Raw genomic sequence first — 21,782 nt, 5'->3', positions numbered from 1 at the left:
ATTTTTACTTTCCTTTCTTCTTTGACCTTTTTAAAGAGTGTCTATGAACCAAGAAGCCCACCTGCCAAAAGCGCGATCGCGCTTTTGGCAGGTGAGTTTCTTAATGAAAATGGGGGTACACCTCATTCTCAAACAGCTTCCTAATCTCTGGCTCGTTTTGATCTACTAGCTCCTGGTAATCCTGTTGCACTGGAATCTTGTAACTAGCTTGGCGCTTAGAAATCTGTCGCAACCATGCTGTATGCAACGTAAACCCAAACTTGAGTTTTGAATTATGCAATTTGCACAGGGGGCCATCTGACAGTTTGTTACCATTGAAAATCCAAATTTGATTTGTGGGTCCCAATTTTTTGTCTTCAAAACAAACAGCACAGACGATGTAACCGTCTGTAGAACTTTCACCATCACCACGGGGTATGAACTGGGGTGATAGCGTCATGTAGCCGCAAGGGAACTCATAGCGATCGGCAATCACCATCGACTTTGGGTGCAGCCTGAACAAGCAAGCAGGTTTACCCTTTTGGGCTAAGCGGATAACTTCTGAGAGCGGTATTAATCGGTACTTATAATCGTCGTACAGATCGACAATGTATTTTGTCATCAAATCTCCCCACAGTCCAAACGAACTCCAGTAGACATTTTCTAGCTTTCCTGGAGTCAAACCTGTAGGGAGCCTATCTAAGTAGGCATAGAGATCGACAGCCCATGTGGCGTTGATGTCGGAGATAACTTGGGACTCAATCAGTTGTCCAGTCTCTCCATGAATTATGTAGCGCCCCATTCGTCCGATGTCAGTCTCATCGTGTTCCATACCATGCAGGTAATCTGGCACGGGTTTGTGGGGTTTGGAGGCTGAAACATCATACTTCCTAAGCCATTCAGCTACTTGCATTCCACAAAGGTGGGCAACGTGGAGAGTGATATTGCCATTGGGATTATCATAGTCCACCAAAAAATGGGCAGCTTCGAGAGGAATTACCACTTTCTGGGCGACGACTTCAACTTCCTTATTACTGCTAGCTGGACGCTGGCCTGCTTTTAGATCGGCACGGCGCACGATATAAATATTAGAATCCGGCAGAGGCGGACGTTCTAGTAAATTTCTCAAGTGCTGCTCTAGTTTTTTATTCTTGGGAAATGGGTTGTTGATTATCTGCTCCAGACCCATAATGAAGGCGGTGTCCATCAGTACCACATAATCTTTAGTTACTCCTATCTGATGAATAGTTTGTTCAATTTTAACCGGCGTGCCATCAGGCAGTACCAGCTTCCATCGTTCCAGTTCGCCAACACCATCCCAGCAAACTACATAGGTAAAATCCTCCAATTCTTTCCCAAGTATACTTCCAATGGAGCTCATTAGGTTTTCAACTATGTCTCGGGAGAAGCCGAACACAGCACGGGAAATATCTTTCATGAAATCCGTTTGACAGAACCCCGTCAGTGCTACGATAATTTCCTCTATTAGTTGGGGAATTTCTTCGATCTCATAAACCCACTGAATGCCTTCTATAAAACTAGCCGCTGATCTGCCGTAATTAACTGTAAACATCTTACCTTCACCGGAATAATCAAAGGCAGGATGAGCCGTACTCAAAATACTTTTGCAAGGAAACTTCTTAGGATTAATTATTATGGGAATTTTGAGCTGATCGAGTTCCCCTCGCCACTCTTTATTCGATCCAACTGGTGTTACCACTTCCAGGGTGTCTGTATCAATTTCATAAGGACGACCTGCATCATAGGTAACTAGCAAGCGATCGCAGAAGTCCGCAGCAAATTTCATGGGTAGAAAAGCTGTATTTAATTGATTACGCAGACCCAGAGACATAGACAACCGAGCAATGCCGCGATTGAGGAATTTATACTTTTCATACTCGCCTCCACGCTGTGTTGCTTTGTCAGCATAGTAATCTGGTGGCTTAACAAGGCGAGTCTTCACCCTCACTTCGCCTGGTCGATCAAAATCAAGCCTATAAATCATGCCATCGCCATTCAACAATGAGTCTCCGTCTGTAAATGGGAGTCCTCCTGATTCAACAGTGCCGACTGGAGCAACAATAAAGACGTGACCCTGTAAGTCATTTGGTAAGTTCCCTTCAATCTCCAGTTCAAGGTTATCCAGTTCATCCTGATAGGCGGTCATAATCGACTGTGGAACGGCACAGCCGTCTGTTACTGCTTTGGTATTGCTTTGAGTGGGTTCGTTCATGTGGCTCTCCTGAGTAGAAATGTAATAATGGTAACAGTGTAGATAAGTATTTGATTTATGAATGGGAAAGGAGAACTGTAACTTAGATACTATCTTTGATAAAGATTTGATATCTATTCTCCCATCCCCTGCGTCAAAGCGCAATTGGAATCGACATTAACTTATTATCGGCTCTCTCGTACTTATGGTGATAACGCAAGCTAATAATTTAGCAGGATCGAGGATTTCAACGTTCAGTCTCAGATACTTAATATAATCTGCTACTTTTAAGACCAAGCATCGGGGAGAGCCGAGGAAAAAATTATGTGATTAAATGTTTGCATCGACACTGATGTCATGAATGCTGCAGTGGGGCAAACGTAACAAGTCGCTTTAGCTGTCATATCAATGTGTGACTGGGCTAAAATGTGGCGCGCCACATTTCTGGGGCAATTGTTCAATTAATGCCATGATATAAATGTGTGGCAATGCTCATACTGACGATCGCCACCAACCAACAACCAATTTGGGGTAGAGCTACCAGAAGGTTGCCAGCCTCTGCGCTCTCAAATCGGTTCTATAAAACCGACACATTTTTAATGACGATAATTTTAACCAACGACGACGGCATCGATGCTCCGGGCATTCAAGCACTTTTGCAAGCAGTAAAGGACAAGACGATTGTGGTGGCTCCCCAAGGGCAATTGTCGGGCTGCGGGCATCAAGTGACGGCTCACAGTCCGATTCATGTCGATCGGCGATCGTCCTTTGAATATGCTGTAGGGGGAACACCGGCCGATTGCGTGCGCATCGCTCTTCATCACGTTTGTGCGAAGCCGGATTTGGTGCTTTCGGGTATTAACGCGGGTGGCAATTTGGGGGTTGACGTGTACATTTCGGGTACGGTTGCGGCTGTGCGGGAAGCAGCCATGCACGGTATTCCGGGAATCGCAATTTCTCACCGGATTAAAAGGCCGCTCGAAATAGATTGGGATGTCGCTACTCGTTGGACATCGCGGGTGTTGGCGGATTTGCTCAACCGGGAACCAAAGTCTGGGTGTTTTTGGAATGTGAATTTGCCGCATTTAGCGCCGGGAAGTGCGGAACCGGAAATTGTGTTTTGCCAGCCTTCGACGCAGCCGCTGCCGGTGGTTTACCGGATGGAGGGAGAATACTTTTATTATGCGGGAGAATATGGCTCGCGCGATCGGGCGGCGGGGACTGATGTTGACGTGTGTTTTGAGGGTAATATTGCGGTGACACAGATATCGCTTTGATCGATTTTGGCGATCGGATCAAACTATATTTTTTGCATTGTTTGCCCAAAAAAGCGTGAAGGGATCGGCTGATCAAAACTTAGCATAGGAAGCAATTTCTTAAGAATCTCAGCGGCTTCAGCCCGCTTGAGTTTCAACTTACAGGTTTGAATTTAGAGCGAAATCTCGATCGTAAATTCTGCTCCTTCTCCCGGTGCAGAAATACAGGTTAACTTACCCCCGTGCTTTTCCACCACAATCGAATAACTAATTGACAATCCCAAACCCGTACCACTTCCCACCGGCTTCGTCGTAAAAAATGGATCGAATATCTTATTGATTACCGACTGTTCCATGCCCAGACCATTATCAGCAATGCTCACTACCAAATTCTGAGAATCATTAACTAAAGTCCGAATAATAATGGTGGGTTCTTTGTTCAAGTCAGCACAATCTTTCTGTGCATCTCGCAAAGCATCTATGCTATTACTAATTATATTCATAAATACCTGATTAATTGCCGATGCGTAGCACTGGACTAAAGGCAATTCACCATATTGTTTAATCACTTGAATCTCTAGAGCTTCACCATTAGATTTCAGCCGATGCTGCAAAATCAACAAAGTGCTCTCAATTCCCGAATGAATATCTACAGGTTTGATTTCCGCTTCATCGTGGCGGGAAAAGTTTCTGAGAGAATTAACTATTTTGCGAATGCGTTCACTGCCAATTTTGATAGAGTTAAGAATTTTAGGAAGATCGTTTTCTAAAAAAACGAGATCGATTAGGGCAGCTTCTGCTTCAATTTCAGATGGTGGGTGCGGATAGTATTTCTGATAAAGGTATAAGAAATTTATGAGATTTTGTACATAGTCTTGCAGATATTTCAAGTTACCATGAATAAAGTTGACCGGATTATTAATTTCATGGGCAATCCCTGCAACTAACTGGCCTAAACTTGACATTTTCTCTGCTTGAATTAGGTGTGATTGCGTTTCCTGAAGTTCACTCAAGGCTTGCTTTAAATGTTGTGCTTGAATTTGGGATAAATAGGTCAGTTCTTTCTGAACCTCTAGTGATGCTTGCAGCTCATTTTTCTGCTTAGTTAATTCTTCTGTAAGGCTTTGAACTTCCCGAAGAGCTGTTTGGCTAGTTTGTTGCAAAAACAAAAAATCCGGAGTCAGATCGTGGATGGCAAAGTCTTTCAACTTAACCGCTAATTTCAATAGTAAGCTTGAGTCGGGAATCCACACAGAGCAGATAAAGAGGATCACGTCATCGTCTTTTAGATAGACCATTTGCCCCTTTAATCGTAGAGAGTTATGTTGGGATTCCAGAATAAATAATGATTTGATTTTTTTTTGAATCGTCAAAAAGTCAAATGCGATCGCTGGCTGATGAATTTGAAAATGTCGATCTATCTGTTCACCTAATAATGGTATTTGATGAGTCCGTTGCAATACATCCCCAACTTGGACAATCTCCAGATTTTGATTAAATCCTATATGAAATGGAAATATATCGCAAAACATCTGGGGATTCAGTGTATAGAGCGGCTTAGTCATGAATCACTTACAGTCTATTCTGATCTGTACTCAATACGAAAGGTGTCATGCTCGAATCCTTCTTCACGGGATTGAGTTTGTGTGATATCAACTTCTGTCTGGAAGCGATCGCCCAAACCTTTGACTAACCCGACTACCATTGGTGCCAGACCTTCCCGTGTAGAGCGATAATGCAGCTCTATCACATCTTCGGCAACTTCTGTAGATTCAAAAGATGGTGGTCGCAACTTAGGGAATTGCACCCCAATCCGAGTATGTAAATCATCTAGATTTTCGAGAAATTCGGGTAATGTATCTCCAGCCATATCTAGTATTTCTTGATAACCCGCACTAGCAGTATATTTAACCCAGTATTCGCCAAAATCCTGCATAATTTGTGCGCCAGAAAAGCCAAGCACTTCACTAGCAGATTTAACTAGACGATGAGTCAAATCATCAGGATAAGCTTCTAAAATGAGAAATTGCTCGTCTAGGACTTGCGCTTTCTGCTTAATTTTTTCCCAAGTAGCTTCATCAAAATGCTCGCATACCATCTCTTGAATCGCACGATTAATTAAACCATACATTTCAAATTCCTCCACTTATACGGTAATTTATCGTTATAAAATAAAAACAAATGATATAAAGTCAGTTTCTTGACTGTAGAATTTACACCGATCGAAATTTCGTGTATCATATCACAATTTTCTGTGCGATAGATAGTTAGTCATCATTTTGTGTCTTTACCTAAATATTTAGTAAAGTTAAATATTTCCACTTAAATATAAAATTGTTGTAGGCTGGGTAGATCCGCCAGAGTTATTTTTGAGGATTTGTTGGGTTGAGCGAGCTCTTACCTCTTTTTTGCCACAATCACAATAAATCCCTATTAGGGATTGAAACACTGAGGCTGTCGTCTCTCAGGCTTCGACACTGTACGGGTCTTACCAACCAGATATCCCAAAATAGGATAAGGTATTAGTTACTGAATTTTTAGAACCACGTAAATCAACAAATGAGTCGATGTAACCCTGAAGCGAATTCTCCCAGCATCTTAAAAAGCAAGGCGACTAGCACTGTTGGTCGTGGAAAAAAAGCTAATCTCAATACCAACTTTAATTTTTCTACATGGAGTGACGAATACGTTACTTTATATCTCGGCGATTGTCTCCAGCAATACGACAATTGGGAGCAACCTACTGTCATCGTTTCAGATGGAGCTTACGGTATTCTTGGGTTTGAAGGAGACACGTCTGTTGTAAATTTGCTGTTCTTTGAGTTGTATCTTCTGGCTCTAAAACAAGATAATCCGGCGGATTGTGATAGTGAGTATCTCTAGCTACAGCTACCGATAAACCAGAGACCACACATCAAGAATCCGAGGCTTGCTATAGATAATTTTATCAGGTAGCCAAGCCAGCATAGCAACGTGAGTCCGATCGAACCTAAAGTGATTCTGACTATCCTTGAAACGTGCTGTTATCTCGGTTGCTAATGGGAACCAGGCTTTAATCTCTAATCCTGGCGTTGGTTGAACTATACCCACAAAAATAGTATCTGGAAACCCCGAATCTTGCCTCTGCCACGTGCCAAATTAAGCAAACTCATTTTGTTGATTCAAGAATTCAACTGTGTTAAATTCGATTAAATTTCCCACTAACGGTGAAAGTTTTGAGATTACTTTAGAGAGGTTCACCGCTGCATTTACGGTGACAGGTTTAGATACATCTAAAACGTCGAAAGTATGACCCGATAAGTTATCTAGATATTGAGATGCAAGTCTGATTACATCTTGCGTGTTCATATCTCGCCCTCACCAGATGATTCAGACATTCCTTGTGCAACTTTCCTGATAATGTCGCAAGGATCTACACCAATTACACGAGCAACTAACAGAAACTCAATTACATCTAACCGTCGTTCACCGTTTTCATATTTGGCTACGAAAGACTGGGGCTTTTTAAGAGATTTAGCAACAGACTCCTGAGTTAGTTGCGCTTCTTTACGAGCGGCAATCATACAGCAACGGAAGGTTTCATATTCATGGCTAAAAACAGATTTCATTATACTTTGGGTTTAGCACTGCATCTCCCCTAGATATAATAAACCTGTTTTCGGATAATCCCAAAATAGGATATTTAAATCTGTTAATAATCGATAGTAATGACAATTGCACAAAATTAATCGCAATTCCGAGAGTGGCAGCTATCTCTACTTGCGGCCATCGGTGCTACCATAATTTTTTTTGTCATCCTTGGGCTTAGCAACACCATCAGGTTGTTTCTTTGGCTTTTTGACTTCTTTGTTACTTTTTCTTTCTTTGGACATGATCGTTCCTCAATTTTGACTCAGCATAACATAGATTGACACATCTGCCTAACTGCCAGTAGAGGGGGCGATCGTATACAGATATTACTCGCTGTTAGTTTTGTACAATCTGCTGTATATTATCCCCTAGGTTTTGAGCGAATAGCCTCTACCGTTAGGTCGATCGATAAATCCCTCAGAAGTACAATGTCTGAAAATTACTTTTAACCCCGATCGACTCCTAGAATAGCAGCGACACAACAGAGAATAATTCTCGCTTATTAAGCTGTTCCATATCTAATTTTAATAAAAAATGACAGTAGATAAAATATGGAGCTACGACTATGCCAGCCTTCGCCACACCTGGCGCGAACACAACGAACAAATTTGCAGTAGTCTTAGTTCAAAAAAGCTGTTCGCCACAGTTAACAACAAGGAGATTAATTTATTATAAATAATGGCAAAGTTTGTCAAGAAATTAGTAATTTTTTAGGTGGTAGCCATAACACATAAGCATATTGGTGTTTAGATGGATACTTCGAGCATATATAATCACTGCACGACAGAAGTGAAAAAGGTAATTATACAAAAGTTACCCATGAATATATAGAGTTGTTAATGCAAGACTTCTGATAGCTTTTGAGTGCCAACCTTAGAATAAGGGTTTCAGGGCGATCGTATAAAAGCAAGCAACACTTGCCGAGGCACAAAAGCTTTCAACGGAAAATCAAGCGTTTCAGACTACGGCATAAAAACTTTCTGGACTATTGAAAAAGAACAAAGTATACTTAAAAATATAAAGTTAATTTTCAGCTTTCTTTAAAGTGCGATCGCATCCGTTCCGTGTGATATAAAATACTTATAAAAAATGAGTATTTATAGATAAATTTCCCCTATTAGGAATCTGACAACTATGGAAGTAACCGAGCTGCTCAAAGAGTACGAAAATGGAAACAGAGACTTTGCTGGCGCAAACCTCAGCGGAGCAAACCTCAGCGGAGCCATCTTGGTCGGGATAAATCTTTCGAGGGCTAACCTGTCGGGAGCTAACCTGAGTCGGGCGCATCTGACCAAAGCAGAACTCAACGACGCAAACCTTTACAGAGCAAATCTGAGTTTTGCCAAAATGGGCCAAGTCAGACTAGCGGACGCAGAGCTAACGAAAGCCAATCTCAGCGGAGCTTTCCTCGTCAAAGCGAAACTGCCCAGGACAAAGTTGAGTGGCGCCCAACTCATAGGTAGCAACCTGCGGAGTGCCATCCTCTGGAACGCCAATTTGTGTACAGCCGATATGCAATTCATCAACCTGCGGGGCGCGAATCTCACGGGAGCAAACCTCAACTGGGCAAACTGCGGAGGGGCAAAACTTAGCGGTGCAAGGCTTTTTGGCGCTCAACTAACAGGCATCTATCTCAGGAAAGCTTACATCAACGGCATCGACCTGAGCAGGACGGATCTCAATGGCGTCAACCTGAGCGAAGCCAAACTGAACGGGGTAAGCTTGGAAGGCGCGAACTTGTTAGCTGCCAATCTCAGCGGGGCTCAGTTGCGGGGCGTCAAGTTGATGGGAGCAGATTTAACCAGGGCAAATCTGGTGGGAGTTTCTTTGGTGCAGGCAAACCTCGATTGGGCTAGGCTGTGCTATGCAGACTTGAGCGAAGCCGATTTGAGCGGGGCCACATTCATGGGAGCCAACTTTGAGGGTACTCAGTTAGGCGGATCGACAATGCCCGCATCTGTGAGCCATGATGCCTACTTACCTGCGGGGGGTGGTGTCCCAGCTTAGTCAGCGGCAAAAATCAATCTCGCATCCGAGTCGGCGGCTCTGGCATTGGTTTAACTTTTGATGCAGATATCATTACTTTTGTGAGAGTGCTGCACCGGCAACAAATTTACCCATATTTGCGAGAGTTTGTAGCATCACAATTGAGATCACCCAATTAATTTCGCGACTCGCAAAGCAGAGGTAATAGCTCCTTCGTGCAAACCATTCCCCAAATAAGCTCCCGCATGATAAGTGTTGTTCTCGCCATTAGTCTCGATAACTTCATCTCGATATCGAAAAGACTCGACAGTGTACAGCGGCGTGTGATGTTTCTGAATGTGAATAATGTCCTTTTTGGCGATCGACTCCTCCAGTTGAAACGCTAAGCTGTACTCTCGTGGCGAGGAGATGCCACAAAGCTGATTCAAGCTCGCATTATATCCCCATCCTTTGTCCGTCTCGAAAAAATCAAATTCTGATAAATTGCGGATACCGTAGCGATCGTACATTGATGTATCCGAATGCAGCACAGTCGTTGCATAATTGCCTTTCCACGCCGAAAACCGCTTCGTTTCCGCATCCGTCGGATCGGACAACAGCCTCATCACTTGGTCTGGTGGCATCGCAAAAACCACCTTATCAAATTCCTGACTCTCCCCATTAGAAAGCACAATTTGTACAGCATCAGCACTTCTGAAAGTCTGGGCAATCTCCACATTCAGTCGTATATCGCCCTTAAACCGATCCAGAATCTTTTCAATGTAAGAATACACCCCGCCTTTAATCCTCACCCAGTTGACCGAGGCATATTCGCGCAGAACAGGCAGCGCTAATTCCGACGGAAAATTGTCGAGCGATTCAAACGGTATCGAGTAGCTGTACATCGTCAGCAACTTCAGCCAATAATTGCGGATGTTGGAGTTTTTCAAACTCTGAGAAAGCGGCACATCGTAGAAATCGTGCTGTTTAGCCAACCGCATTTTTAAAATAAATGCAGCCGAACGAGCGTAGATACTATCGAGCCGCAAATACTCGATCAGGCGTTGGATTCCGGTAAAATTTTTCCGGATCGAGACCTTAGACAAAAAGTGGTCGCCATCTTTAAGAAACAGCGCGGAACCAATCTGCACGGGTTCTAATTCAACACCTAGCTCCTGCATAAAAGCCACGAAATTGTAAAACACAGTGGGAAATTCCAGCACCCCATTTTCTAATATTTCATTGCACTGTGATTGATTGGGCACAACATTTTTGTTGAGCGTCCGAATGTGTCCGCCTAAAATCGGCTGCCTTTCCAACACAGTGACGTGATGCCCCTGTTTATCGAGCCAGTAGGCTGCTGCCATACCGCTGGCTCCGCCCCCAACAATTGCAATTCTCATAGTTCACTCCTAGATTGATAGAAGGAAGAAGGAAGAAGGAAGAAGGAAGAAGGAAGAAGGAAGAAGGAAGAAGGAAGAAGGAAGAAGGAAGAAATTCTTGTCTCCAGGTTCTACCTGGAAACGCATTTCAGTCTTGCTGTGCCTCGTCATTTTTAAGAGGAGGCAGAGCCTCCAGAAATTCATTCCTTGGCAGAGAGAGCCAAGGAACGAGATAACGAGAGCAGAAACGAGAGATTTTTAAGAGGAAGCAGGGCAAGAGTGAAATTCATTCCTTGGCTTTGCCAAGAAACGAGATAAACAGGAAAATAACCAATGGCCAATTTTCCTTAGCCTAAAATCGCATCGCCGGATAAACGTTGATAAAGCAGCGCCCCCGTCCAAAATGTCGGCGCAAAGCCTGGATAGCCCGAGGAGGCGTTGCAAAAATAGAAATTGTTGAGGGATGTTTCATGATTTAGCCGATCGACCCCCATGTTGCGCGGCGTCAGGCTGGAACCGTAGGAATTGCCGTTAGGACACCAACAGAAGCGCTCGTTAGTCGTCGGACTTCCGGTAATATGAAAGACCATGTGTTTGCGGAAATTCGGAACATAGTCTTTTTCAACAACATCTAAAATCGAGTCCAGAATCTCTTGTTTCTTCTGTCTGTAAGCTTTGCGATCGCTCTCCCAAAGCTGTTTAAAATAGCTGTAATTAGCAACAGTCAGAAATTCGACAATTTGACAATCTTCTGGACAATCCCGCCGCGCTTCCGTTAGTAAAGTTGGCGTTGTAATTGCAAAGCTCGGACGAGAAAAATCATTTTGCTCGTACATTTGAGCAAAAGCTTCATTCAGATCCAGATGTTCGGAATGAAAAGTATTCCACTTGCCAAATCCATAGTCTCGGAGATCGATATCTTTGACAACGCAATACACCATGTAGTTAGATGCAGAATACTCATAGTTGAGTTTGCGCCGCACTTTTTTAGAGAACTGTTCCTCTCCAATCATCTTGGCCGCTCTTTTAGGGTCAAGATTGCAAATCACCGTGTCGCCCGTGAATTCATGGGTTTGATGCGTGGTCAAATCCATCGCTTCAACTCCCGTTACTGTTCTGTTTGTCACCCTAAAATTCGTGACTTCATGGTTGAGCAGAACTTTCCCCCCGTTGGATTCAATGACTTTAACTAAAGAATTGATGACATCTTCAAAATGCTGCGTCGGGTAAAATGCACCTTCTTGATAGCCTCTAAACAAGGCAATCCAAGCATAGAAAGAAAGCTGATTTGGCGGCAGCAAAAAGTCCGGCCATTGCAGGGCTAATAGGGTTTGGGCGGCTTGCGGGAGTTGGAACTTGTCGAAAACGTCTTGAAGCGTGCTGTTGAGGTGTTGGACAGCACAGAATACGTCACCGAAATTTTTGAGCAATTCAATTGGTTTGACGGGAGGAGCGAGTTTTCTGAGTCCCTCGCCGGTTTTCTCGACTTCGTTGACGAATTGGCGAATTCTCTCGCCCGCTTCGGGAAACAGCGCCGACAATCTGCGGATCAGTTCCTCTGGTTCCGAGGGAATATCCAGCGCATACCCAGGCATTCTCATGTGGTCGTAGCCATTCGGATCGTACCGTTCAAAGGTGACATCTCGATCGAGACCGAGTTTTTTGAGAACTCGATTGACTGTATGTCCTTCGCCGCAGTCCCAAACGTAGTGGAATTGGGCATTAAACGTGTATTTGTTGGCCATCGTAAAGGTGTGACCAAAACCTCCCGGATGTTCGTGAGCTTCGAGGATGTGTACGGTTTTGCCGGAGTTTGCCATCAAAGCTCCGAAAACCAGTGCTGATAAACCACTGCCGACGATGAGGTAATCTGTTGTCATGGGAAATTTCCTCGATCGATTGAATGGGGCGATCGTTGTCTATTTAAACTAACTATCAATTCTGAGAAAATTCTGAAGTCCAGCAACAATTTTTTGAGGCGCGCTGGTTTAAGGATTGTATTAAAGTCTGAGTACGGTTGCTGTTAAGCTTAATCAAGCTGTTGCGGATAGAATTTATAGCTGCGGAGGCGGACTGGAAAGCCCGCCACACAAAGGAAGAAACCGGGTTTATACCTTTGTTGGTAGCTCTTAAGGCATAGAGTACCCTACCTAATTAGGACGATTTTAATTAGAGGCGCGATCGCTTATTTGTGCGGCACAATCACATCAAAAAAAGCATCCTCCAAATCATAACCAAACATCTGCGACATCGCCATCAACTTCGATTTACTGGGGATTCCCTGCTGATTCAACCAATCAGTCAACACAAAAATTTTGTTCATCAAAAACATTTCCAAAGCTTCAGGATTGTACTGAATACCTTGGGTTCGGTGAAACTGGTGCGGCACCAACATCGCGGCATAGCGCGCCAATTCTCCCCCTTTCCAATCCAGCAAAAATGGCAGCCAAGGATAACAAGCATCTAAGCGAATAAACCACAGCCGCACTTCGGGAATTTCCGAAATTTCTCGCGGATCTAACTCTTCGCGCGGATACTCAATTTCAAATTGTAGCTGTTGTTCGTTTTGGGCGATCGCTCCTTCTGCCAGCCACTTTTCGATCGCAGTCCGCACCGGAGATAAATCTAAACTGTTTATGCGATCGGCATCTATCGCTATCATAATACTCATAAAAAGTCAACCTTATAGCACTAAGTTTTATCTTATAATAGCACTAATCACCAATCACAAATTATATCAAATCAGTTAACTTCCCTACACTCGAACTCTTGCATACATTCGCAAAATATTTTGGAAAGCATCGGCGTTAATCCTGCTTAATCTCAGGTTTCCGCCTTGGCTCAAAGATTTATGCAATCGTTTCTACTAATCGTTGCCGAAGCCTCACCCATTTTTCCCAAACTTGCTATCTTGCAAAGAATTACCAATCCCCTGGATAATTCCCCGCCCGATCAAACCAATTCCCCGCCCTATAACCTGAGTCAAAACGTAAACAACGCCAGCACCCAACAGCGAGATAACCGCGCGAACTCTAGGTGCGATCGCATCCCTGGTTTCCAGCAGCAAAGTCAATGCTAACTGCCAGCCCGAAAGCTGTGCTAACTCTGAATTTCTGGGAGCATAAATAGAAATTCTCTTAATTCCAGAATCGCCCAAAACAAACAGCCAAAACCGGCTCTCAAAAATAGCTTTCGGTTCCACAAAATAGCTATCCCAGCGATATCTCCACGACAAATTATTGCGAAACCGCTCAATATCTCGTGTCGAAATCAAGTTACCATCGTAAAAGATTTGCTTGATTTCCTCAATATTCGCCAAATTATTTAGCAGAGGCTGTACCACTCCGCTAGCAACTTGAATTGCCAAATTTTCTAACAAAGCTTCAGCTCGCTGCATCGCTTCCGGGCTGCCAGCAACACAAGAAGCATTGTCAACTTTTAGAGGAATTTCAAATAGCAAATGTGCAAACAAATCAACTGTCATCGGTATTCTGTCAAGGATTTCAGATCCAACTACATCAGCATCAGCCAGCAGCACCGGCACAACTTCTACGCCTCTGCCTGCCAAGATATCAGCAGCGTTTCCCCCTTGAGTTTCTGCCAGTTTCAATCTGGTTTGACTGCCATCAAAAACCCCAGTTTCTCCCGTTTGCAGTGTATAGTATCTGCCAAAAAAATCTATAATTGTCGCCTCCCACAAATCCCGTAAAATAGCAGGCATTTTTTGCGACAATTGAGTTTGCTGCACTTGCGAAAAGCGCAATTCCTCCAGCAAATCCTGTAACTTTCGCAGGATGGAACTCATCAATTCGCGCTTTTTGGTCGATCGCAAAATATCGATTTCCAAAGGCAAGCCAGTCACATTCACCAACTCAAACTGCAATTTAGCCACCACCGAGTCAAACAAGCTATTTTGCCAATTAGTTGCCACGGTCAAAGATTCAGCCGAAACTTGGGAATTCGCTAATTGCAATTGAGAATTATTTAACAAATTCTCCCTTCTTGCTTCTCCGGTCTTCCTTCTCCCGTCTTCCTCTTCATTCTTTCCTCCAACCTCTTCCCTTAAGCGACCTCCGTTAAATCCCTTGCCGAACTTCCTCTTTCCCTCTGCCTTCTCCCCTTTTCCTTCAAATAATAACTGACTGACAATCCAACGAGCGGCCAGCAATTCCCTGCGGCGCCCGCTGAGTACAACCCCATCTAAAATAGAGGGCAAATCAGTCGGATCTGCGGCTCTAACCTCTTGCAAATCAGCTTTTACAACCGCCAAAGCTGCATCTATTTCCCGCAGTCCAGACAGACAAAAATAAGCCAGCATTTTTTTGTGTACTGGCGTATCAACTGTCGGCTCATCTGCATTTTTATCTGCAATTTCTGGGGAGTTTTCTACTGTTTGAACCCCCGCTGCATTTAGTTCTATTTCCGGGTTAGTGCCCGCATCCGTCGCCCAATAAGTGCGACCGGATGCCACCGCGCGAATAGCTTCCATTGTCAGGGAAATATCTCTACCTTTAGGACAATAGCCATTCGCACCGGCAGCTTGTAGATCCGCCAACTGCTCCGGTGTCAGCGGCCCGCCTAGCAGCAACAGTGGCAGGTTGGGGTACAAACTTTTGAGTTCGCGACAAAATTCCAGCGCCTCTGTTTGACCCGATCGCCAATTTAAAGTCTCAACAGCCAAAATGACCAAATCAGCAGGCTTCTTGGCTGTTGCAGAGTCTATCGAGCGAGCTTCTAGAATCCCCAAAGCCTCGGTTTCGGTTGAAACCTCTGCGACAACTTCCAAGTCTGGATACTGCTCGCAAGCAACTCGCAGCCCCAGCCGGAAAATGGGGTCGCCATCGATCGACAGCAGTTGGAAATTACTCACTCGATTTTACATTTGAGATTTTAGAGTTCGATCGCGCCAAAACCCAATTACTCGGGGATCAAATTACCATCAGGAGGCCCAGCCGATTCAGGAATCGAGGGCGGCGCGGGTTCCGGTGCCGGAGCCGGAGGAGCAGGTTCCGGAGCCGGAGCCGGGGCCTCTTCTCTCGCGGGCGGATAGTAAGGTTCCGGCTCCCTCGCGGGCGGATAGTAAGGTTCTGGTTCCGGCTCTCTAGCAGGCGGATAGTAAGGTTCCGGTTCCCTTGCGGGCGGATTGTAAGGTTCCGGCTCGGGAGCCGGGGCCTCTTGGCTCGCGGGCGGATAGTAAGGCTCGGGAGCCGGAGCCTGCTCGGCAGGAGGCGCGTACTCCTCTTGTCGGGGAGCCGGCGCGTACTCCTCCTGTTGCGGAGCCGGCGCGTACTCCTGTTGCGGAGCCGGCGAATCGCGAGCGGGTTCCGGCGGCGGTGCACTGTTGGCTCTAAGTTCAGCACTCCAGCGCCCGATCGCACCTGCAGCCTCTGAATACAGCGCCCTACCGTAACCGATTTGGGAAGCCGTATCGATCGCCGCTCCTAGACTGCCTTGAGACGCCAATTCCGAAGCTCGATCCAGAATCGGTCGGTCTTGAGCAACTTGCAGTTCGCTCACCCACTGATAGACATTATCCTGAGCTTTGGCGTACAAAGTCCTACCGCTCTTAATTGCCGAAGCTTTTTCAATAGCAGCGCTAAGTTTTCCTTGCTTCGCCAGGGCGATTGCTTCATCCAAAAAAGGCTGATCTTGAATAACTTCTATGCGTTTGGTCCACTGAGCCAAAAGAGTTTGCGCTTCTATTCTGCGGGGGCGGTTTTGAGCGATCAGAACTACCTGAGCGATCCCGCCCTTGAGTCCTTCAACCGTTTGCGGTTCTGCCAACTGCTTCGCCAGGGTCAGAAAAGATTGGTCTTCGATCCGCTGAATTTCCCGGCGCCAAGTAGCCACCAAAGTTTGAGCGTGAACCCGCCGCGGCTGCTTGAGTCCGATGGTTTGCGCTTGCTCTATCGCGAGTCTAAACGTCCCTATCTGACCGACACTAGCGATCGTACTCGCCACTTGCAGCCGCAGCAAATCTTGAAATTGCACCTGCAAATTTTCAATTTGAACTTGAGCTTGCTTGTACAGAGGGCGACCCGGAGCAATTTGGCTAGCAGCCCCCTGCCCTTCCAGCAAGCTAAAAACGTGTTGCGGCAGCGGAGTTGATATCGACTGGTTCCACGTCACTGCCTGAGCCCTACCCAACTGCATCAAATCTTGAGCTTCCGCAAACAGCGGGGAATCCTGCGGCACAACTGAAGCAGCCTCGATCGCCCCCGGCAGGTCTTTCGCCCCCAACCGCTTAGTAGCCATTGCCAGCAAAGTCCGGCTCCAGCCCTCAATTTCCTTCTCAGCTTTAGCGCGGGCAAAAAGCTGCGAGTCTATTTTACGAGCCAGGACGATCGCCTCAGCGAACTTTTGCGGAGTTCCGTCCTGCGCCAAATCTCTAGCCTCTTGCAAGCGCTGCCAGCCGTTTCTTTCCAAAGAAATCTGCTGGATCAGCTCGTTGTACCGTTTCTGACTCCAGAAAACATTTTCCAGCTTAAACAGAGCTTGAGCATAATCCCAAGCCTTCCTTAAATCCTCACTTTTCAAAGCTGCTAGGGCTGTATCGTAGAGTTTTTGGCCCTCCTGCCAATTTTTTTCCCAAGCAGTCACAGCCTCCTGTACCTCTGGGTAAGACGGACTGGTTTTCGGAATTTTCGCCACAATCTCCAGAGCGCCTTTCAAATCGCCCAGCTCAATTTTTGCCCTGGCAAATCCCAGAATGGCTTTCGACCATTCTCCTATCAAATGTTGACCCTGCGAGTATAGCGGATGTTCTTTCGGCCAAGCCTGCACCAGCGCCATTGCCGATTCTAGCTGTTCTAGCTTGCCCGACTTAGCTGCTTGCTGAGCGCAGTAAAGTCGCTCTCCATCCGCCGCCAGTGGCGACAGTTGCTGGCAATTGGGCGGCGGCGGCATCGTCAGCAACCACAGAAATGCAGCGGCCCCCGTTACTCCAAATCCCACCAGGAGACTCAGCCAGATAAGTTGCCACTGCCAAAAAGTTCTTTTTCCCTCGGTCGGCTGCGCCGTTACTGAGGAACTCGCATCGCCTGTCGCCTGTGCACTGAACTGTGCCGTCGGTTTGGGGGATGGGTTGTATTGCGGTGGTGTGTGGAATTGGTCAGATTGTCGTCTCGCCATTACTTCAGCCTGTCCTGTAATGCGCACTAGAATGTGACACTCCCACATCAAATCATAGATTGTGATGTCGGCTTCTGACTCCTGTTAAGGAGATCGAGAACTTCCTTCAAGGTACTGGCAATCTTTCCCTCTACGGCGTTTTATAGTGAGGTTCGTGTCTGGCCCCACTGGTTGCTTCTGAGCATTTTCGGTTCTCGAAGCACGTAAATCATACCAGTTATCAAACAGTTATTCACAGATCCCGCGGCCGTTTAGCAAAAAAAACAGTATAAAGCCCCCGTCAGTCGATCAATTTTAGATTTTAGATTTTAGATTTTAGATTTTACTCCGCAGATAAATTTGAAGGGGTTTAAGTAAGGTCTAATCATAAATTTTGGTCATAAATTCCTTTTATTAAGACTCAGCGCTTGAAACGGGAACTACACAAAACAAACTTTCGTCCACTCCAAGCGGACTAAAAATCAAGGGGGTACAAAAGCCCAATTTTGTCTAAACTCTTACGTGTAGCGGGTAGAACTGATTTTTTTTGTTTAGTCGTATTTATTCCCGATCGCCAAGTTTGGCGATCGAGTTTCACTCTTCTCTACTGTGCCAAATTCCGGCGGGAGACGGCAAAAAAACCGATCGATCGCAGCTAAATACTTAAATCATTTTATACGACCGACACGTCGAGCCAAAAGATCGGTTTTGCTTCCAACAGCAGCGACTTTATCGGTTACGAAGCCTTTGGCGTATCGCTGACACTCGATGCTTGCGCTGCGGACTCTGCCGTTCGATAACCGTAGAAATCTATCCGGTAGTCTACTATTTTGACACCTGTTTGCTGCTGGATTTGTTCGATCAATTCGATCGGCAGTTCCACATGAACGTCGAGAATCTGAGTCGTATCCAGACAGTTGACATGAGAGTGAGAATCGCTGACATTGCCGTACAAGCGCCCCTCCGAGCGTTCTATGCACTCAATAATCCCTTCTCTCGACAAAGCTTCTAGATTTTGATAAACCGAAGTATGCCCGATCGAATGCGCTTGTTGGTTGAGGCGATCGTAAATTTCGCGAGCCGAGAGGTGTTCTTTTGCCTCCCACAAAAGTTCTAGAATAAATCGACGCTGGCGGCTCAAGCGCATTCCCATCGCCTGACAGCGATTTAAAGCATCTTCTAATGAACGAATTGGTTTCACAGCTACCGCCTTATAAAGCCTGCTCGATTTTTAATTCAGGTACAATATTGCACGCCCACATATTTACTAATTCTAACGCAGGGTTACCCAACAGTAGAAGGTAGAGGGCAAAAATTTCGACTGAGTGAATTTTTTCGAGTTGCTGCTCAACTCATGCTGCCAGCACCCACCAGAAAATTATCCGCCTCAAAAATATTGCTTTGACTCTATCTTCTACTGCAACAAGTCCTAGTTTGAGGGTGCTCTGAGGGCGTTAACGAGTAACTTGGCGATTTCCGAGAGTTGCTTTTTGTTGAAGGTTTTGAGCAAAAGCTTGACTACCGCCTTCGGTTCGGCGGGAAGTGCTACTTGCTTTGACGCTGGTGCTGGGGCTGTTGAGGCGATTGGCTCTGCTGGTTTTGGGCTTGCTGCCAAAAGTAGCAAATTTTTACTCGGAGCGATCGCCTTGACTTTCCCCCCTTGCACCAAATCCCCAGCTTCTTTGAGTTCTTTGATAATCAGCGGAGCTAAGACTTTATAAGAGTTTTTGGGATTAACGATCGCCGCTCTAGCTGTTTTCACTAAATTTTGCCAAGTCTCAATTTTACCTCCCAACTTATAGAGGCGAACGCAAACAGCCGTCAACTCGGAGCGACTAGCAACCGATTCTTTCTGCTTGAACACCTGCAACATTTCTTTAAGTAAAGTCATCACTTCAACAGCAAAATTTGCAGGCACAGCGCCCGCTGTTCGAGAGGCGGGCGCACCAGACCCAGCAGCAACCGCCTGCACTTTGCCCGACGCCAATTTATTGAGGTGAGTTTCGAGTTGAGCAAAAACAGGCATCACCTGCTGCACGAGTTTTTCTCCCTCTTCATTCCTCAAGCCGAAAGGCCCCTCCAGTCGCCCCAGCAAGTCCTTAAGCGTATCAACTCCCTTTAAAAATAGGGATTCTGCCGTTTGGTCAACCTGCTTGACGGGCCCGTCTTTGAGCACCTTAAAACAATCTTCCAAGCGGTGAGCGGTTGTTTTAATACTATCTAAACCCAGCATGGCCGCCCCTCCTTTCACGGAATGGGCGGCTCGAAACATCTCTTGGACGCTTTCGGGGTCTTTCATCGTGGACTTCAAATCCACTAAACCATTTTCTAGAGTATCGAGGTGCTCCTTAGCCTCCTCTATAAACAAACGCATAATTCGGTCTTGCTGATCTGACACGACAGTCCTCCTAACAATCTCAGCACCCTCCAGAAAGCACCCTGTTCGCGGGAGAAAACGCGACTCCTGGCTAAAGTCGGAAGCTCCCATGCAAAACATTCTAGCCTGCCTCAGCTAGCAGACTCAAAATATTGGTGTCGGGGCAGTCTTAGCTCTAAAACTGGTGCGGTGGAGATTGAGTTTAGAGTTCTGAGGGAGTATCTGGAGCGATTTCAATGCCCATTCCTTCTTTCATCATCTGCTGATCCGTAATCAAATCGCTCAATTCCTTGACTTCGACGCCGATATTTTGGCAAGCCTGTTTCAGTTCCCGCTCGAAGGTGTTGAGGTCGCCTCCGTAGCCGCAAAGCTCAGCGGCTGTGGCGATTCCTTGTTGGGCGTTAGCTTTGGCGCAGTCGATCAATTCAATGCCTTTGAGGGGTTGAGATGATGCCATAATTTCAAGCCACAATTTATCTTTTCTCCCACTGTACCTAGAACGTTGAGGTCGATCGATCTATCGAAAGGCATGAAAAAGCCTGGCTGTGCTGCGTGTTACCAATTCATACCTATTTTTTGGGAGTTCCTGCGAAGATGGCAGTAGTTGAGATTTTCTAACCCTGACTGTGCGTAAATTACACTAGATTACTGTGAAAAATGTTTCCCAATCTAAAATGCACTGGGTCTGGAGCGTCCGGCACCGCCTGTTTGTGTCTGTTCTGTTTGCTATGGCAGTTGCTGCGTTGCTGCCACCTGACTATCTCCCCCTGACTCGGACGCTGTGCATTTGGAACGCGGGCGCGGTCAGTTTTCTGATTTTGACTTGGATGCTGATGCTGCAAGGCACTCCCGAAATGATGCGCCACCACGCTCAGCAGTTGGATGCCGGCCGCTTAACAATCTTAAGTACGATCGTGGCAGCCGCTTTTGCTAGCTTGTTAGCTATCTTCTTTTTGCTGCGCGATACCAAAGGCCTGTCGCCGAATTTGCTATTTTTGCACTTGGGGCTTTCTGTCCTCACAATTGTTGGGTCTTGGATGCAGGTACACACTATCTTCACCATGCACTATGCCCGCAGCTACTACAAAAACCGCAGCAAGCAGCACGGCAGTTACTTACAGGCGGGGGGTTTGGATTTTCCGGGCGACGAGGAACCAGATTACAAAGATTTTTTATATTTCTCCTTTGGTATTGGCATGACTTGCCAAGTTGCAGACGTGCAGATCACTTCTCGTTCTACGAGGTATCTAGTGCTTTTTCACAGCGTGCTGTCGTTTTTTTTTAACACTGCTATTCTGGCTATGAGTGTCAATATTATTGCTGGATTGAGTTGAGATGATTCAGTAGCCACGGTATGATTTAGAGTATGATGCGGAAACTTTCATCCTAATAATAGTTAGGTGGTAATTGCTAAATTGAAGTAGTCCAACCATCGGGAAGCTCACTTACATCTTCTAGTAGGAAGTTAGGGTACACGAATATTCGGACATCATCGTATAAATTGCTAAGAACACGTTTCCGGGAACCGGATTTGTCCCACGGTTGAAGATCGGAGTCTAGCTCACAGAAACCAACCCAGGGATGCCCCTCTTGCTGTAATTCTTCAGATTTAACTATCACAGCCGCCAAAACAGCTAAGTCATAGGGTTTAAGGGAGAGATCATCCATTGCACCGATAGATATTTGGCGCTCCAGCATTGGCTCTGAAAGCGGAAAGACGTTGAGACTAGGATGCTTCGCTAATTCATCCAATCGTTCTGAAACTTTCGTCAGTTCATTTGCGACTAATCCATCAAGGAATGAAAAATAAATAACTTAATGAATTACTCAGGTTGAGGTACGGCTCGATAATTCCATTTGGGCAAATATTC

19 protein-coding genes are annotated in these 21,782 nt (G+C 45.6%); 6 read left to right on the top strand and 13 right to left on the bottom strand.

Translation table 11 applies throughout. The features are described from left to right. Positions 1-100 precede the first annotated feature (100 nt). Positions 101-2,212, bottom strand: coding sequence for a carotenoid oxygenase family protein (locus tag QUA13_RS23230; RefSeq protein ID WP_333202296.1), 2,112 nt, complete (start codon positions 2,210-2,212; stop codon positions 101-103). A gap of 578 nt (positions 2,213-2,790) precedes the next feature. On the opposite strand from QUA13_RS23230, the gene surE reads away from it, so the two are divergent. Then, positions 2,791-3,468 (top strand): 5'/3'-nucleotidase SurE, encoded by a 678-nt coding sequence (gene surE / locus QUA13_RS23225; protein ID WP_333202306.1) that lies wholly within the window; start codon positions 2,791-2,793, stop codon positions 3,466-3,468. 152 nt (positions 3,469-3,620) lie between these two features. Here surE and QUA13_RS23220 read toward each other — a convergent pair whose 3' ends face one another. Continuing rightward, entirely contained in the window at positions 3,621-5,012 is a 1,392-nt protein-coding gene (locus QUA13_RS23220) for an ATP-binding protein (RefSeq protein WP_333202295.1), read from the bottom strand. 14 nt (positions 5,013-5,026) lie between these two features. Beyond that, positions 5,027-5,578 (bottom strand): heme NO-binding domain-containing protein, encoded by a 552-nt coding sequence (locus QUA13_RS23215; protein WP_333189850.1) that lies wholly within the window; start codon positions 5,576-5,578, stop codon positions 5,027-5,029. Positions 5,579-6,006: 428 nt separating this feature from the next. On the opposite strand from QUA13_RS23215, the gene QUA13_RS23210 reads away from it, so the two are divergent. Then, positions 6,007-6,330, top strand: coding sequence for a hypothetical protein (locus QUA13_RS23210; RefSeq protein WP_333202293.1), 324 nt, complete (start codon positions 6,007-6,009; stop codon positions 6,328-6,330). A 461-nt stretch (positions 6,331-6,791) separates the two neighbouring features. On the opposite strand, the gene QUA13_RS23205 is transcribed toward QUA13_RS23210, so the two are convergent. Next, the gene (locus QUA13_RS23205; RefSeq protein ID WP_333202291.1) at positions 6,792-7,055 is read right to left on the bottom strand and encodes a helix-turn-helix transcriptional regulator; all 264 of its coding nucleotides are present in this window, start codon (positions 7,053-7,055) and stop codon (positions 6,792-6,794) included. A 1,156-nt stretch (positions 7,056-8,211) separates the two neighbouring features. Here QUA13_RS23205 and QUA13_RS23200 point away from each other — a divergent pair. Continuing rightward, positions 8,212-9,084, top strand: coding sequence for a pentapeptide repeat-containing protein (locus QUA13_RS23200; RefSeq protein ID WP_333189844.1), 873 nt, complete (start codon positions 8,212-8,214; stop codon positions 9,082-9,084). Positions 9,085-9,230: 146 nt separating this feature from the next. Here the strand turns inward: QUA13_RS23200 and QUA13_RS23195 are convergent, their stop codons facing one another. Then, a complete protein-coding gene (locus QUA13_RS23195) occupies positions 9,231-10,445 on the bottom strand; it encodes an FAD-dependent oxidoreductase (RefSeq protein ID WP_333202289.1) in 1,215 nt (404 codons plus the stop codon). A gap of 14 nt (positions 10,446-10,459) precedes the next feature. Between QUA13_RS23195 and QUA13_RS23190 the strand changes: the two genes are divergently transcribed. Continuing rightward, positions 10,460-10,660, top strand: a complete 201-nt coding sequence (locus QUA13_RS23190) for a hypothetical protein (RefSeq protein WP_333202287.1) — start codon at positions 10,460-10,462, stop codon at positions 10,658-10,660. Between the two features lie 111 nt (positions 10,661-10,771). Here QUA13_RS23190 and QUA13_RS23185 read toward each other — a convergent pair whose 3' ends face one another. The 4 genes from QUA13_RS23185 to QUA13_RS23170 form a co-directional block, all read right to left on the bottom strand. Beyond that, positions 10,772-12,304 (bottom strand): NAD(P)/FAD-dependent oxidoreductase, encoded by a 1,533-nt coding sequence (locus QUA13_RS23185; RefSeq protein WP_333202285.1) that lies wholly within the window; start codon positions 12,302-12,304, stop codon positions 10,772-10,774. Positions 12,305-12,609: 305 nt separating this feature from the next. Then, a complete protein-coding gene (locus QUA13_RS23180) occupies positions 12,610-13,095 on the bottom strand; it encodes a CRR6 family NdhI maturation factor (protein ID WP_333202282.1) in 486 nt (161 codons plus the stop codon). A gap of 213 nt (positions 13,096-13,308) precedes the next feature. Beyond that, positions 13,309-15,294 (bottom strand): DUF3685 domain-containing protein, encoded by a 1,986-nt coding sequence (locus tag QUA13_RS23175; protein ID WP_333202280.1) that lies wholly within the window; start codon positions 15,292-15,294, stop codon positions 13,309-13,311. A 47-nt stretch (positions 15,295-15,341) separates the two neighbouring features. After that, positions 15,342-17,555, bottom strand: coding sequence for a hypothetical protein (locus QUA13_RS23170; RefSeq protein WP_333202278.1), 2,214 nt, complete (start codon positions 17,553-17,555; stop codon positions 15,342-15,344). 485 nt (positions 17,556-18,040) lie between these two features. Here QUA13_RS23170 and QUA13_RS23165 point away from each other — a divergent pair, with 485 nt between their 5' ends. Beyond that, positions 18,041-18,193, top strand: a complete 153-nt coding sequence (locus QUA13_RS23165; protein WP_333202276.1) for a hypothetical protein — start codon at positions 18,041-18,043, stop codon at positions 18,191-18,193. A gap of 77 nt (positions 18,194-18,270) precedes the next feature. Here the strand turns inward: QUA13_RS23165 and QUA13_RS23160 are convergent, their stop codons facing one another. The 3 genes from QUA13_RS23160 to QUA13_RS23150 all read right to left on the bottom strand — a co-directional run bounded on the left by QUA13_RS23160 (position 18,271) and on the right by QUA13_RS23150 (position 20,368). After that, a complete protein-coding gene (locus QUA13_RS23160; protein ID WP_172192055.1) occupies positions 18,271-18,735 on the bottom strand; it encodes a transcriptional repressor in 465 nt (154 codons plus the stop codon). A 228-nt stretch (positions 18,736-18,963) separates the two neighbouring features. Beyond that, a complete protein-coding gene (locus QUA13_RS23155; protein ID WP_333202274.1) occupies positions 18,964-20,031 on the bottom strand; it encodes an Hpt domain-containing protein in 1,068 nt (355 codons plus the stop codon). 82 nt (positions 20,032-20,113) lie between these two features. Continuing rightward, the gene (locus tag QUA13_RS23150) at positions 20,114-20,368 is read right to left on the bottom strand and encodes a hypothetical protein (protein ID WP_172192057.1); all 255 of its coding nucleotides are present in this window, start codon (positions 20,366-20,368) and stop codon (positions 20,114-20,116) included. Between the two features lie 193 nt (positions 20,369-20,561). On the opposite strand from QUA13_RS23150, the gene QUA13_RS23145 reads away from it, so the two are divergent. After that, positions 20,562-21,245: a DUF1345 domain-containing protein gene (locus QUA13_RS23145; RefSeq protein ID WP_333202272.1), complete on the top strand. Its 684-nt coding sequence runs from the start codon at positions 20,562-20,564 to the stop codon at positions 21,243-21,245. Between the two features lie 76 nt (positions 21,246-21,321). Here QUA13_RS23145 and QUA13_RS23140 read toward each other — a convergent pair whose 3' ends face one another. Continuing rightward, positions 21,322-21,663 (bottom strand): hypothetical protein, encoded by a 342-nt coding sequence (locus QUA13_RS23140; protein WP_333202270.1) that lies wholly within the window; start codon positions 21,661-21,663, stop codon positions 21,322-21,324. Between the last annotated feature and the right edge of the window lie 119 nt (positions 21,664-21,782).

Origin of the sequence: Microcoleus sp. S28C3 (genome assembly GCF_036700785.1) — a bacterium.
Lineage (GTDB): Bacteria > Cyanobacteriota > Cyanobacteriia > Cyanobacteriales > Microcoleaceae > Microcoleus > Microcoleus asticus.
Note: the sequence above shows the minus strand (reverse complement) of the source record. Positions and strands in the feature narration are given on the sequence as shown.

Excerpts from the sequence above, each read along its gene's own strand:
- QUA13_RS23230 (WP_333202296.1), bottom strand. The coding sequence starts at position 2,212 with ATGAACGAACCCACTCAAAGCAATACCAAAGCAGTAACAGACGGCTGT.
- surE (WP_333202306.1), top strand. The coding sequence starts at position 2,791 with ATGACGATAATTTTAACCAACGACGACGGCATCGATGCTCCGGGCATT.
- QUA13_RS23220 (WP_333202295.1), bottom strand. The coding sequence starts at position 5,012 with ATGACTAAGCCGCTCTATACACTGAATCCCCAGATGTTTTGCGATATA.
- QUA13_RS23215 (WP_333189850.1), bottom strand. The coding sequence starts at position 5,578 with ATGTATGGTTTAATTAATCGTGCGATTCAAGAGATGGTATGCGAGCAT.
- QUA13_RS23210 (WP_333202293.1), top strand. The coding sequence starts at position 6,007 with ATGAGTCGATGTAACCCTGAAGCGAATTCTCCCAGCATCTTAAAAAGC.
- QUA13_RS23205 (WP_333202291.1), bottom strand. The coding sequence starts at position 7,055 with ATGAAATCTGTTTTTAGCCATGAATATGAAACCTTCCGTTGCTGTATG.
- QUA13_RS23200 (WP_333189844.1), top strand. The coding sequence starts at position 8,212 with ATGGAAGTAACCGAGCTGCTCAAAGAGTACGAAAATGGAAACAGAGAC.
- QUA13_RS23195 (WP_333202289.1), bottom strand. The coding sequence starts at position 10,445 with ATGAGAATTGCAATTGTTGGGGGCGGAGCCAGCGGTATGGCAGCAGCC.
- QUA13_RS23185 (WP_333202285.1), bottom strand. The coding sequence starts at position 12,304 with ATGACAACAGATTACCTCATCGTCGGCAGTGGTTTATCAGCACTGGTT.
- QUA13_RS23180 (WP_333202282.1), bottom strand. The coding sequence starts at position 13,095 with ATGAGTATTATGATAGCGATAGATGCCGATCGCATAAACAGTTTAGAT.
- QUA13_RS23170 (WP_333202278.1), bottom strand. The coding sequence starts at position 17,555 with ATGGCGAGACGACAATCTGACCAATTCCACACACCACCGCAATACAAC.
- QUA13_RS23155 (WP_333202274.1), bottom strand. The coding sequence starts at position 20,031 with ATGTTTTGCATGGGAGCTTCCGACTTTAGCCAGGAGTCGCGTTTTCTC.
- QUA13_RS23150 (WP_172192057.1), bottom strand. The coding sequence starts at position 20,368 with ATGGCATCATCTCAACCCCTCAAAGGCATTGAATTGATCGACTGCGCC.